The 13,156-nt window shown below is 59.2% G+C and carries 12 protein-coding genes; 10 read left to right on the top strand and 2 right to left on the bottom strand.

The features are described from left to right. Positions 1-49: 49 nt before the first annotated feature. The 3 genes from H537_RS0105525 (at position 50) to H537_RS0105515 (ending at position 3,033) form a co-directional block, all read left to right on the top strand. A complete protein-coding gene (locus H537_RS0105525) occupies positions 50-1,015 on the top strand; it encodes a relaxase/mobilization nuclease domain-containing protein (protein ID WP_043458276.1) in 966 nt (321 codons plus the stop codon). Between the two features lie 87 nt (positions 1,016-1,102). Next, positions 1,103-2,389, top strand: a complete 1,287-nt coding sequence (locus tag H537_RS0105520) for a DUF1173 family protein (protein WP_028997090.1) — start codon at positions 1,103-1,105, stop codon at positions 2,387-2,389. A gap of 14 nt (positions 2,390-2,403) precedes the next feature. Continuing rightward, positions 2,404-3,033, top strand: a complete 630-nt coding sequence (locus tag H537_RS0105515; RefSeq protein WP_028997089.1) for a class I SAM-dependent methyltransferase — start codon at positions 2,404-2,406, stop codon at positions 3,031-3,033. A gap of 98 nt (positions 3,034-3,131) precedes the next feature. Here the strand turns inward: H537_RS0105515 and H537_RS48900 are convergent, their stop codons facing one another. Then, a complete protein-coding gene (locus H537_RS48900; protein WP_051241974.1) occupies positions 3,132-4,907 on the bottom strand; it encodes a zinc ribbon domain-containing protein in 1,776 nt (591 codons plus the stop codon). A gap of 228 nt (positions 4,908-5,135) precedes the next feature. Between H537_RS48900 and H537_RS50305 the strand changes: the two genes are divergently transcribed. From H537_RS50305 to H537_RS50680, 5 genes are all read left to right on the top strand, one after another. Further along, entirely contained in the window at positions 5,136-5,618 is a 483-nt protein-coding gene (locus H537_RS50305; RefSeq protein ID WP_084150458.1) for a single-stranded DNA-binding protein, read from the top strand. Then, positions 5,615-6,049 carry an ACT domain-containing protein gene (locus H537_RS0105500; RefSeq protein WP_028997088.1) on the top strand — a complete coding sequence of 145 codons (435 nt, stop codon included), beginning with the start codon at positions 5,615-5,617 and terminating at the stop codon, positions 6,047-6,049. The genes H537_RS50305 and H537_RS0105500 overlap by 4 nt, the downstream gene beginning before the upstream one ends. Before the next feature lie 477 nt (positions 6,050-6,526). Next, entirely contained in the window at positions 6,527-7,807 is a 1,281-nt protein-coding gene (locus tag H537_RS50690; RefSeq protein WP_084150457.1) for a DUF262 domain-containing protein, read from the top strand. Continuing rightward, positions 7,800-9,731: a GmrSD restriction endonuclease domain-containing protein gene (locus tag H537_RS50685; protein ID WP_084150456.1), complete on the top strand. Its 1,932-nt coding sequence runs from the start codon at positions 7,800-7,802 to the stop codon at positions 9,729-9,731. Before H537_RS50690 ends, H537_RS50685 begins: the two co-directional genes overlap by 8 nt. 682 nt (positions 9,732-10,413) lie before the next feature. After that, positions 10,414-10,857 (top strand): hypothetical protein, encoded by a 444-nt coding sequence (locus H537_RS50680; protein WP_211234967.1) that lies wholly within the window; start codon positions 10,414-10,416, stop codon positions 10,855-10,857. Between the two features lie 804 nt (positions 10,858-11,661). On the opposite strand, the gene H537_RS0105475 is transcribed toward H537_RS50680, so the two are convergent. After that, positions 11,662-12,009 (bottom strand): hypothetical protein, encoded by a 348-nt coding sequence (locus H537_RS0105475; protein WP_156901435.1) that lies wholly within the window; start codon positions 12,007-12,009, stop codon positions 11,662-11,664. Between the two features lie 57 nt (positions 12,010-12,066). Here H537_RS0105475 and H537_RS0105470 point away from each other — a divergent pair, with 57 nt between their 5' ends. Together H537_RS0105470 and H537_RS0105465 are read left to right on the top strand one after the other, a co-directional pair. Further along, positions 12,067-12,543, top strand: coding sequence for a hypothetical protein (locus H537_RS0105470; protein ID WP_028997085.1), 477 nt, complete (start codon positions 12,067-12,069; stop codon positions 12,541-12,543). A gap of 30 nt (positions 12,544-12,573) precedes the next feature. Next, positions 12,574-13,083: a hypothetical protein gene (locus tag H537_RS0105465; protein WP_028997084.1), complete on the top strand. Its 510-nt coding sequence runs from the start codon at positions 12,574-12,576 to the stop codon at positions 13,081-13,083. Positions 13,084-13,156 lie beyond the last annotated feature (73 nt).

Genomic DNA, 13,156 nt, shown 5'->3' with positions numbered 1-13,156 from the left:
TGCTTCAGCGCGGGGAGTGGATCAACGCAAGGCGATGGGGGAAGTGGTCATGGCCCAGACCGTCGATGGCGTGCTCCTTCAGCATGGCCAACTGCTCTTCTACCCCGAGCCCAGGCATGGCAGGCCTGCCAGTGCACCGCGCCTGCCGAAGTCGCCGCAGGCAGGCGCGCGCGTCATCCGCCGGCACATCGAGGCCGTCGTGTACCGCGTGCCTCAGGTGATGGTGAAGATCACCGGCACCAGCAATGGCATGAAGCAGCTGATGGGGCACCTCGCCTACATCACCAAGCACGGCAAGCTGCCGTTGACCGACGATCGAGGCGAGCCGCATGCCGGCATGTCAGGCGTGGGCGAGGTGGCCGACGACTTCCGCTACGGCGGATCGCTGATACCCGAGAGCAGCGACAGGCGAGAGGCCTATCACGTCAGCCTGGGCATGCCCGCCGGCACCGACGTCAACGGCATGGTCGCCGCAGTCGAGGAGTTTGTTGCCAAGGAGTTCGGCAACCATCAGCACGCCTGGGTGGTTCACGAACATCAGGACAATCCGCATGTCCACTTGGTCGTGCGCGCCGAAGGCCGCAACTTCAAGCGACTGCCCACACGCAAGCCTGACCTGCACCGCTGGCGTGAGGGCTTCGCGCGGGCGCTGCGTGACCATGGCATCGAGGCTGACGCCACAAAACGTGTGGCGCGCGGCGTCGTGCGCGACTCCGACCTGCTGTGGCAGGTCAAGGCGTACGAGGAAGGGCGCCTGGACAAGGAGCACAAGGGCCATGGCAAGGTTGCCATCAAGCTGCCCACGATGTACCGGGTGCTCGAAGCCTGGGCCCACATTCACAATGCGCTGCAGGCTTCGGCAGATCCGGCTGACCAGCAACTTGCCGATGACCTGCGCAGATTTCTGGCGGGCACGCCCATGGCTCGCATGGTGCACGCGATGGAGAAAGCAAGAGAGCACTCAAGGCAGCCGCCGGTGCGCCAGCCCGACGGGCCAGAACAAGGCATAGGTTAGGTTTCTCGCGGGCATGGTCCACAGCTGTTGAGCGCCTGTAGTCGCGGGCTCGCAGCAGCGGCTGCTGGCTCATCACGGGGCAGTTCGATGCATTACTGGATCGACGGTCAACGGCATGACTTCAGCAGCCTTTTGGACAACGAGATCCACGCGCTGCTCAAACCCTTTCACCACGCAAGCACCGAGCATGTCTTCTGCGCCTGCCAGCGCACGGATGCCCCCGACACTCGGCTTCCGATGTACATCCGCCAGAACCGCAGCACCTCGCTGAGCCTGGCCAGGGTGCCACGCAGCGGCAACGAGCACCACCGCTCATGCCGGCATTTCGACATCGCTGCAGAGGATGCGGCTCGGCTGGGCTACGACGACAGCGTGCTGGCGGTGGACGAGGAGGGCAACCAGGTTGTCGCCTTGAGCGAGTCGCTGCGCAACTCGGCCGGTGCCACGGAGCCGCGGGCCAGCGTGGTGCGGCTCGGACCCAGGGCAGTGCCGCGGCGTATATACGCGCGTATGACGCCGCTGGGGCTGCTGCACCTGCTCTGGGAGCGGGCATGGCTGAACCGGCACGTCGTAGGCAAAGTGCCGGAACTTCCCGACCTGGTGCGCCGCCTGCGTCACGCGGCCCGGCAGATCCGGATCAGGGGCCTTCGCAGCGCGCACTGGGGCATCGAGGACTTCCTGTTGCTGCAAGAGACGCCGGCGCTATCCACCGCGCGGGCGAACTTCGCCAAGCTCAAGGCCGCGGCCGACAAGGACAAGAAGGTGCTGGCGCTGGCCGTGATCGAGGACGCGATGCACCTTGCCCGCCTGGTGGATGCGAGGCAGCGCCCGACGCTCAGACCGCTGCTGGGCGTCACGGTGCGCGGCGGCGATGTCGGCAGGACCTTCGAAGACCTGCTTGCGCCCAGCTTTGAGCGCGCCCTGTCCCTGCTGCACGTCGGGGCACGGCTGGCGGTCCTGGCGCTGGCCGGTACCCGGACCTATGAAGGCACGCCTTACGCCATTGTCGAAAACGTGGTTGCGACGGCAATCACACCGGCATGGATTCCGATCGACTCCTCGCGCGAGTTCGAGTTTACTCAGCTGCTGGTCGCACAGGGCCGGCAGTTCGAGAAGCCGCTGCGCTACGACGCCGCCGAGTCGGTGTTTCCGGATTTCGTGCTGGAGGACACGGCGCAGCCTGTCCCCATCGAGATCTACGGCATGGGCACCCTGGCCGACTATGCGGCACGGCGCGAGAAGAAGCGGTCGATCTACCAAGATGCCTACCCCGGTCGCCACTGGGAATGGGATGTGCAGCAGGAGGGCCGACTGCAGGAATGGCTGCGCCGTCATCCGTTGCCAGCAGCTATACCTTCCCGGCAACGTCAGTGAAGGGAACAGCCCCCATGTCGCCCACATCGTCCTGGTACGACCGCCACGTCCTGCCGTACCTGCTGGACTTCGCCTGCGGCCTCTCGCCCATCGCGCGCCAGCGGCGCAAGGTGATCCCTCAAGCAGCCGGGCGGGTGCTAGAAATCGGCATCGGCACAGGTCTGAACCTGGCCTTCTACGACCGCGCAAAGGTCGAGCGGCTGGTGGGCATCGACCCGGCGACGGAGATGCACGCGCTGGCCCGCAAGCGCAGCCAGCGCCTGGGCCTGCCGGTGGAGTTGCTGCAGCTCTCTGCCGAGGAGGTGCCCGTGGAGTCGGGCTCCTTCGATACCGTGATCTGTACCTACACGCTGTGCTCCGTGTCGTCCCCGGATCAAGCTCTGCGCGAGATGCGGCGCGTACTGCGCCCGGGCGGCAAGCTGTTGTTCGCAGAGCATGGCCTGGCACCCGATGCGCCAGTGGCGAAATGGCAGGCTCGGCTGGAGCCGTACTGGAGCAGGATTGCCGGCGGCTGCCATCTCACCCGGGACGTTCCACGGCTGCTGGCAGAGGCCGGCTTTTCGGCCGACATGGAGGCGGGCTACGTGGCGTGGCCGAGATCACTGGCTTACAACTTCGTCGGGACTGCAACTGCGGCCCCCTGAGGCGGCGCAATCACGCGACACCGTCACGCGGCTGGGTACATCAAGCATGGCGGGTTGCTGCGTCGCCCCAGTTTCCAGGCACCGAGACATGGCCGGGCTCAGCCTTCGAACTTCACGCCGCAGTCCATGCAGAACCGGGCGTTGGCCGGATTCCGGTGGCCGCAGGACGGGCAGAACTTGGGCTTGGGCTGTGCGGCCGGCGGTGCCGGCGCGGCGGCGCCCTCCGGGCTGCCCAGCGCGGCGGCCACGTCAGCCGCGATGCGGTCCTGGGGCGGCGAGGCGATGGCGCCCTGCAGCGCGCGCTCGGCGGTGGCCAGCGCCTGGATACGGCCCAGGTCCTCGGCGCTGGCCGGCGCCACGAGGCTCGCGCGCGACTGGCCGAACTGAATCAGGTGGTCTGCCAGCGCCTGGGCCTCCGCGTCGGTGGAAAACATGGCGGTGACTTGCCGTGCGCTGTCCTTGCCGAAAACCACCGACTCGATGCGGGCGCGCCATACGCGCAGCGTCATGGATTCCGTGCGGACGATCTGGTTGGAGCTCTGGACCTTGCCGGTGAGCGTATTGCCCGTGCCGATGCTCGCCGTCTGGTAGGTGCCCTCCATCTCGACCCAGGTCAGCACCGAGGCGAAGTCGAAGCGGCCCCACAGGCGGCTCGACGCCCGGAAGCCGAACGCCGCCACCACCAGGAAGATCGACGCCGCGCCCAGCAGCCGCAGCGGCAGGTCCCCGCCGCCACCGACCGAGCGCACGAAGGCCAGCGCACAGCCCACGGCCACCAACATGAGCAGCGCGGCGTAGAGGTCGAGCAGCGTGAGGAACCGGTGGCGCCTGGACCGCAGGGCCTGGACGATGGTGGCCGGCGCCGCGTGCGCCATGGGCATGGGCTGGGTTTCCTCCAGCAGTTCGCCGGCGAAGGGCCCGGCGTGCAGCTGCGGATCAATCACGGGCGAGATGCGCGAGTAGCGGCGGTTGGGGATGCGCTCGACCCATTGCTCCTGCAGATGGCGCTCCAGCTCGTCGAGCAGCAGGCTCGGCGGCACGTTGAGCGACACGCGGCTCTGGCGCGCGCTGGTTTGCGTGGGCGGCGGCGGCTGCACCTGCTCCAGCGTGGCCGCCAGCACCAGGGCCACGGCCACCAGGCCGGAGGCCAGCAGCATCGTCGTCTGCGGCGCCAGGGAAATCTGCGGCACCTGCGGCAGTGCCCGGGAGACGAGCCCCACCAGCGCAGGGCCCAGGATCGCCACGGCCAGCAGCGCCACGAGCGACGCGGTGGTCAGCCGCGCGGTACCGGCACTCACCACCGGGCGCAGCAGGAAGAAGACGCCGAAGGCGAAGTACGCCATGCTCAGCAGCGGGCGCGACGCCTCGGTGCCGAACAGCCCCCAAGCCAGCGCGAAGCTCACGGCCGTGACCAGCATCGCGCACAGGTTGTAGAAGGCGACCTTGGCCTGCTCCTGGATGGCCAGCGGCGCGGTGATGAGGCGCGGCACCCAGTGGTACAGCACGCCCTCGATGGCCCGGGCGGGCTCGGGATAGGTCAGTGCCCCGTCGCGCAGGATGCGCTTGATGGTCGAGGCCTGGTCCGAAGTGCCGACCATGGCATTGGGCAGCTCCGGCGCTAGCGACGCCGGCCGGCCGCGGCCGAAGAAGAAGCGCAGCCGCTTGGCCCCGGTCGCGGCGGTGACGACGCTGGCGAACAGCAGCCCCAGGCCGACTGCCACGGCGATGGGGTCCAGCGATTGGCGGTGCTCGAACAGCGTGAAGAGAGCCGCCGCGCCCATGAGCGCCGCGCACGCGAACAGCAGCTTGTTCTGCACCCGGTAGGGGTTGGGCAGCTCCAGGGTGGCGTTGGCGCTGCTGTAGTCGTAGCTCATGGGCGGCCTCGGCGCGCTGGCAGGGGAGAGACGAACGATTGTGTTGGCGCCGCGGCGGCCAAGGGTGCTCAGGTTGTTAGGGCAGGGCGCCGGCGGGCAGCCACCGTGGGCCACGTCGGTGGTGAAGGCTGACGATGCACCATGGTCCTGATGGCTGGCGTACAACTGCGTAAGTGATGGGGCCGAGCTGCGTCTGGACGCCGGGCAGCTACACGGAAGGAGCAGGTCGTGATCGAAGGACTCGTTGCAGGGAAGGTGTACGGCCGCCCCGAGCAGCGCACGAGCAACAGCACCGGCAAGGTCTTCACCGTGGCCAAGGTCCGCGCCGCCACCAGCGGCGGCGAGGCGCTTTTCGTCAACGTGCTGGCCTTCGACGCCACCGCCCAGGCGGCGCTGCTGGCGCTGTCGGACGGCGACGCGGTGTCGCTGGCCGGGACGCTGACGCCAAAGGTGTGGGTAGACCGGGAGAACCAGGCGCGGCCGGCGCTGGACCTGATCGCGAGCCAGGTGCTCACGGCGTACCAGGTGAAGCGCAAGCGCGAGGCGGTGACCGGTGCGGAGCCGCCGCTGCGCCAGGCCAGGGTAGCGACGCAGCAAGAGGACTATCGCTCGCCGGCATCAGCACCGGCAGCGCCGCCTGCAGCCGCGGCGGCAACCGATGCCGATGGCTGGCCGGCATCGGACGCACCCTGGAACGATGAGACGCCATGACCGGCGAACGCGACCTGAGAAAGCTGCTGCGGCACATGACGCCGAAGCTGCAGCCCGGCACCTTCGTGTTTTGCACCTTTCCGGACGAAAACGTGCCTGCCGGCCTGGCGCCCATCGCCACCTTCCGCGAGGCCGAGGGGCTCAGCGTCATCCTCGCGCTGGACGAGGCCCAGCGCGCCGGCGTGCCCTACCAGTTCGAGTCGGGTCTGATCACGCTCACGATTCACTCCTCGCTGGACGCCGTGGGGTTCTTGGCCGCGGTTTCCGCGGTGCTGGCTGAGGCCGACATCCCGTGCAATGCTGTGGCGGCTTTCCACCATGACCACCTTTTTGTGCCCCGGGAGAAGGCGCAACGGGCGCTGGATCTCCTCGCAGCGGTGGCTGCTGCGCCGGCGCAGCTTCCTGCTGGGCAACAGCCGCCGTCGAATTGAAGCCCCCTTGTCTACATCAGCCGTCAGAACAAAAACGCCGAGCAGAGAGACGGTGTGCAGCGGTGGAGTAGAAGCCGCACCTGAATCCACACCGTGCCTGTCGCAGGCATTCGACTCGCCATCGCGAATACCCGCTTCGCAGCGGAAGCGGCCGCCCGGCTATGGACTAAGAATTACGCATTCCGGCCACGAAAGGACGATCACTGCTTTGGGACAACGACTGTTAATTGACCAGAAAGACATCACAGCAAACGGGTTCTAGCTTCATTGTTTTTCTTAAAAGCGAGGAGCCAAGTCTTACTTATACATTTCCGCTCGTGCGTTTACTTTCCGGCTCTGCCCAGCAGCTCTGTGGCATAGCCGTAGGTTACCTATCAGCCACGTTAACGCCTTCGTGACTGCGAGCTAACATGAACACCGTCCAGATTCTGATTTTAAGGTACAATGTGACGAATTGTTTGTTATATATGGCCACAGATGAAAGTTGAATCAAAAGTCCTTTCTCTAGAAGACGTACTTGGGCAGAATTTAAGCATACCGCCTTACCAAAGGCCTTATCGCTGGCAGCGCCATCATGTCAGCCAACTGATAGACGACCTAGTCCGAAATCGCCACAAGCAGGCCTACCGACTTGGCACCGTAGTATTGCATCAGTACGACACGCTTGATATCGTTGATGGTCAACAACGGCTCGTGACATTAACAATGCTGTGCAAAGCATTGTCTCCCAATAGTGCCATGCGTCTGACGTTACTTAATCACCACTTCATGTCGCCGGTCGCGATCCGCGCATTGCAGCGCAACTTCGCCTTAATACAGCACCGAGTCCAGCAAATATCTCCCGCCGAACGCAGCGTCTTACGAAAATTTCTTGTTGAACGTTGTGAAGTGGTATGTATAAAACTTAATGATATTGGGGAGGCATTTCAATTTTTTGACTCTCAAAACGCGCGAGGCAAAGACCTGTTCCCACATGATTTGCTTAAAGCGTTCCACTTGCGCGAGATGCAAGACGACACGGAAGAAGCGCACATCGCCTGCGTCAAGCAATGGGAGGAAGAAGTACGAAACGATCAAAATGATAAGAGCCGACATGGATTACGGGCGGTCCTTGGTGATGTGCTTTATCCTTTGCGGCAATGGTGTGCAGGAGAATCTGGCAGTGGATTTAATCGAGAGGTAATTGGTGTTTTCAAAGGAGTGAATCTTCACAGAATGCAGCATCCTTTTGTAGAGCCGCTGCGTCAAGTCGATTTAACTCTAAATAAATATCCATTCCAAATTAATCAACCCATAATTAACGGCCGACGGTTCTTTGAATATGTTAAACATTATCTCATGCTATACCGCCGCTTGTTTTCAAAGCCACATCCACAGCTTGAAAATATTATCGAAATTCTTGACAGTTATCCAGGGCGCAACCGTCCCGGAGACCACTACATACGCGACCTATTCTGTGCAGCATTGCTATTTTATTATGACAAGTTTGGTGAGCATGAGTTAAAAAGGGCCGCAGAACTATGTTTCGTATGGAGCTATCGCCTTCGCATGACACTGCAGCGTGTGGCAGCCGAATCCATCGATAATGCTGGTTTGGCGCACAACGGACTCATCAGAACCATACGTAATGCAATCAATCCGGAAGACGTGCTCTCGTACATGATTGAACCATTATTGGACGCTGATGTGCGAGCAAATGCCAACAAGATCAAAGCCTTGATCGAAAAGTTCAAAGAACTGGGGTATCTCCATGCCTAACTACGATATCAGAAATTTGTCCGTGCACGAGTTATTTGAAAGCGGATGCTATATTATTCCAAACTACCAACGCAACTATGCATGGACTCCCGCAGAGGTACAGCAGCTAATTGTTGATATCCGAGATTGCGCGCTTTCCAATGACGGCCGCGACTATTATCTCGGTAGCCTGGTGGTTTTTCAGCGTGGACCAAATGTGTTTGAAACTGTAGACGGACAGCAGCGGCACACTACCCTCGGGATTCTGTTGGCGGCGCTAAAGAATGAGTTTGGACAGTCGTTGCAAGGTATTGCAGGAATCAATCTAGAGTTTGATAGTCGGGAGGTATCCAGCATGACGTTGAGTCGCCTGTTTAATAAACGTCGCTCCCTTGCCGATGATTCTGATGAGCACACGATGCTAGTTGCTTACCGTGAATGTACTCGTGTACTTCGAGAACATAACGCCAAAGATATTCGTAAAATAACAACCTATTTACTCAATCAAGTTAAGATAATTCGCACCCCAGTACCCAATGAAACAGATTTAAATCATTACTTTGAGGTAATGAATAACCGTGGCGAACAACTCGCCAAGCATGAAATTCTCAAGGCCAGGCTGATGAAGCAATTGCCAGAGGAGCAACAATCTGCATTTGCTGCAATTTGGGATGCGTGTGCCGATATGGGGCGGTACGTACAATTATCCTTCCCAAAGGAATCGCGCACAAAGTTGTTTGGAAAGGACTGGAATTCCTTTCCAAATAATCTCGCTCATGTTGTTGCCACACTAAAATCTAGTACTCGGCACGATCAATCTAAATCGCTGAACGAAATCATTAACCAACCGCCCAGCAAGCCGCCGCGGGACGATGAACCAGACGAAGCAGATGATATTGGTGGTATAGTCACTTTCGACAATTTTCTATTGCATGTCTTGCGCATTTGCAGCGAAAGACCAAAGCGAGATGTGCCGCTTGACGACAAGCGATTGCTTGCGACATTTGGGCGCGAAGATCTTTCGCCAAATCCCTCTATTTTTATTATCAATCTGCTGCGTTGCCGAATGCTCTTTGATCGCTATGTGATTAAGCGACAAATCAACGGCGAATGGGGGATTAAAACTTTGAAATACAAGCAAGGAACCAACAAGGATAGCATTTATTACATAGAATCATTCGATGAAGGCGAGAGCCAGAAAATTGTTATGCTATTGGCGATGTTTCATGTCTCCTTTCCGACGCAGATCTACAAACATTGGTTGAGTGCTGCACTTTGGTTTTTGTACAAGCAAAATACTGAGCAAATTGACGGCCAAGCTTATCTGAAACGCATGGAGTTCATTAATGATAGATTTCTGTTTGGTCGTTTTTGCGACAACGAACCAATAGATTACTATGAACTTTGCTTTGAAAATGGTACGAAGACGCCCTCGGAAATTAACGAGACTCACTTGCATCGCGGAACAGACGTCCAGAACTTCATATTTAACCGTTTGGACTATTTGCTTTGGTGTCAATTAAGGGACGGTTTTGTTTTTGACGGCATTGACATGGATGCAGTTATGATTGGTTATAAAAAGTTTGCTTTCACACTGCGCACCTCTGTTGAGCATCACTATCCACAAAATCCAGCGGGGCAGCATATGAGGTTATCTGAATCTAAAAAAATGCCACATGGCTGCGACACGTTCGGCAATCTTTGTTTAATTAGTCGTAGCAATAACTCTAAACTAAATAATCTAATTCCTGATGCAAAAAAGGGGCACTTTAGCGAATCTTCGGCCGTGGAAAGTCTTAAGCAGGTGTTCATGTTTACTTACAAGAATTGGGGGCCAAAAAACGAAACAGCGATCCTGCACCATGAGGAGATGATGATTAAGGTTCTTTGTACCCGAGCAAAGCAGCGCTTGTTATCGCAAACTGTAGCGTCCCACAAGAATTGACGCACTGCGTAATTGTCTTGAAAGAATCCGGAGCACACAGCAGAAATAGGCGCATAATAATGCTGCTGGCGAACCAATTACTGGTTCGGTTGTTATATCTAACGGCGTCTCCGGTCGCTTTTCAATCGCAATAAAGAACCTAGAAACTGATGGTTGTGGCTGAGCATCAGCAACCGACCGCTCCCAGCCTCGAAGCGCCTGTCGGAATGCACGTCGTTCGGCAGCTAACTGCGGAGCGTCGTCCCACCGCGATTGCGAAGTCGTAGAGAGGTGCAGTTCCAGCGCACGCCAAGAGTGGGGACGCATCGTTGGCTGACACCGTAAAAGCAGTAGTGGTCGGGCCGGCGGTCAGTGGAGGTGGTTGCCATATTTAGCATTGCGGCGGTCGTCGCCGCGATTGCATGCGGGTCGGCCGCGGCTCATGCCTCGACGGCTTGCTGTGCCGTGTCCCGAATTGCGATGATCAACGCGCGACTGGCTCGATGGTGACCAACCTTCACCGCTGGAGCAGCAGCATCCGCTTCGCGTAACGACGCAATCAGGATTGCGTGTTAACCCGGCCGCACGGTTCAGCCCTGTCGCACCGTTATGCCTTCGTTGAACACCACGTCGAAAACTAACAACTTGATACGCAGAAGCTTTATAATCATGACTGCACAAGTTGCATTGTAGAGAGGGCAGCATGACGATGAAAATGAATTTTGAAGACACTGATGCTTTTTATAAAAAGCTGAAGGATGGATTGAGCACTGGCGAGCATATTGAAGTCATAACGAACTACAAAAAATATACAGATCTACCAGAAAGATTTCGCAAAATTTTTGAAACGGAGCGGTATAAGCACGAGGGTTGGATTAATGTGAAAACACTCGCGTTTGTACCGATGAGCAAGGCGGTAACTAAGATTAACTACCAAGCTCTATATGTACTTGGAGGCGCTGCAGTCGGCGCACTTGTAGGGTTTGTTGGTGGTCCATTTGGTGCTGCAGTAGGAGGTGCGTTAGGAGCCGCAGCTGGAGTGGCTGCTGCTGCTATGGCGTCGGATAAACACGATGTTGAAATTGAGATAGATGCGGAAGGTAAATTGAAAGTTAAGATCCAGCCCCGCACTCCGCGTTCTGCATAAACATTATGTGCGTACCCCCATCAGGGCCACCTCTGGCGACTCCGCACCGGGGGGATAACTGATTTTGCCGGCGTGTCCTCTACCCACCACTGCGGTGGGCTGTCTTCCAATTGCCCATTTTTTAGTGGTTTCCCTGGATTAAAACGTCACATGCTTTGGACAGTGGAGAAGTGCGCCCTAGGCGCCTGTATACCTCCCGCATGTGATGCCTCTCATCTCGAACATCAATTGAGAAAATTATGGCAAGCAAAGGTCAATTTACAGGGATGACGGGCTCCTTCTTGGTGGCCGCTCAACTTTCCTCTAGGAGCCTAGTCGCTTCAACTACTTCAAGAAGTGCTGCTGGCGCAGACATCCTTGTAACGGACGCGGAGTGTCGTGTCGCTTTCTCTGTGCAAGTGAAAACAAATAGTAAATCAGCAAGGTTCTGGTTGTTGGGAAAGAAGGAGCCTTCGAGAGGAACCGACTCCTATATTTACGCATTTGTTAACCTCGGTAGAGACCAGTCAGGCGATGTGACAGGAGACTATTATCTTGTTCCAAGCAAAGTGGTTCATAAAATTGCCAGGTATGGCGGTAACAGTTGGCCCAACTACTCGGTTTACAGAGAAGACATAGAGGGTTATCGCAACAATTGGGATGTTTTCAGACTCTGCTAATAATCTGGTTTAACCAGAGAACTTGCAAGCCAAACTTTCAGGCCTCTGCGCGCTGCACACCCCGGTGTGCCAACCTAACTTTCCACCGTGTAGACCTCTTTAGGTATGAGTTGGCCGGATAGTGCTCGCGGTTGAACGTCCGCACTCAGCCTACTGCGGGTATTCGTTTTACGCGTGATGCCGAATCACTGAAATCCTGGCTCTCGCTGGCCAGCCCGACCCAGCAGTGGTGTGAAGTCGTGCAGCCACCGTGTGATGGGGTGACGGACTTCGCCCTCACCTGGCGCACGCCGTAGACGGCCAGCAGCCGGGAGTGCATCAGCTCCCGGCTCCGCTGCTCGCGCAGAAACCGCCACACGATGACCGTCACCGAGCCGATCTCGCCTTCCAGGCTCAAAAGGCCGCAGCGTTGGCGGAGCTGGTCGCGCGCCCGTGCCATGAACCCGGCATCTGTCCGAATCGACCTCCCTACGGCTATCTCGTACAGCGCCAAGCTGGTTGTCATCTGTAATACTGTATGGATATACAGTTACAGAACAGAGGAGGACCCATGGACGCCGAAGCGCTGGAAACCGTGCACGAGGACCGGCTGTGGATCGACAACGGCTGGACGTCCAAGGTCATCAAGAACCCGGACGACGACGGTTGGGCGGTGGCGATGACGCACCATGGCGAGTCGGAGCCGGTGCTGGTGGGCCCGTGGACCATGGGCCGCGACAAGAAGAACCCCAAGCCGCTGGACGTGAACGCCTTCAACACGCTGGTGAAGACCGCCAGCGAGGTGCGGCGCCGCGCCGAGCAGCACCAGCACGCGATGCTGCACAAGAGCGTCACGGTGAACGCCGGCGGCGAGACCATCACGGTCGAACTCGACATCGTGCTAGACGAGTACGAGCCCTACGCCGTGCTGTCGGCCAAGGACGTGTTCGGTGAGCAGCTGGCCAGCGTGAAGGTGCGCCCCGACTTCAGGCTCAACGCCGCCAGCGCCGGCGCATGGATCGAGGGCGGCTACCGGTCGCCGCGGTGAGCCGCCAAGTTGACACGCCAGCCGCCGCCGATGCTGTTTGAGGTCCGCCGCCAGCGAATCCGAGGCGTCCCCGTGCCCAAGGAGGAGCGCAGCCGCATCGTGCCGGTGCGCGGTGACTTGCGGGTCCAGGAAGCGGCCGCTGAAGCGATGGGCCGCCGGTTGTGCCGCGTGGCCACGCTGCACGCACTGGACCGAGCCATCGAGGACCAGCTGCTGCCTCCGCTCCACGACGTGGCGCTCCTGTGGATCGCGCCGCTGGGCATGGTGCTGGGCGGTATCGAGTTCGACGGCCAGGGAGCCTTCTGGCAGACCTGGCACGTGACGCCCTGGGACCGATCCGCCCCAGTCGTTGGCCGGTCGCGCCACCTTGCCTCGCACGAGGTCGCCGGCTATTGCCGAGACGCGGGAGGCCCGCCAGCGCTGAGCAGCAGCGCGCTGGAGGTGGCGCCGTTGGCTGAGCCGATCTGCCGGCAGGAAGACAGTACCGCCCACCTTGCCTTGGCGAGCAATACCGTCGTAGGCGATAGCAACTCGACCTGAGGTGCTTGTCCCCAGCATCTGTGCACAAGGCTGTTCGCAAGGCACGGCGGGCAAGCTCAAGTCGTTGACACAT

Source organism: Azohydromonas australica DSM 1124 (assembly GCF_000430725.1).
GTDB classification, from domain to species: domain Bacteria; phylum Pseudomonadota; class Gammaproteobacteria; order Burkholderiales; family Burkholderiaceae_C; genus Azohydromonas; species Azohydromonas australica.
Note: the sequence above shows the minus strand (reverse complement) of the source record. Positions and strands in the feature narration are given on the sequence as shown.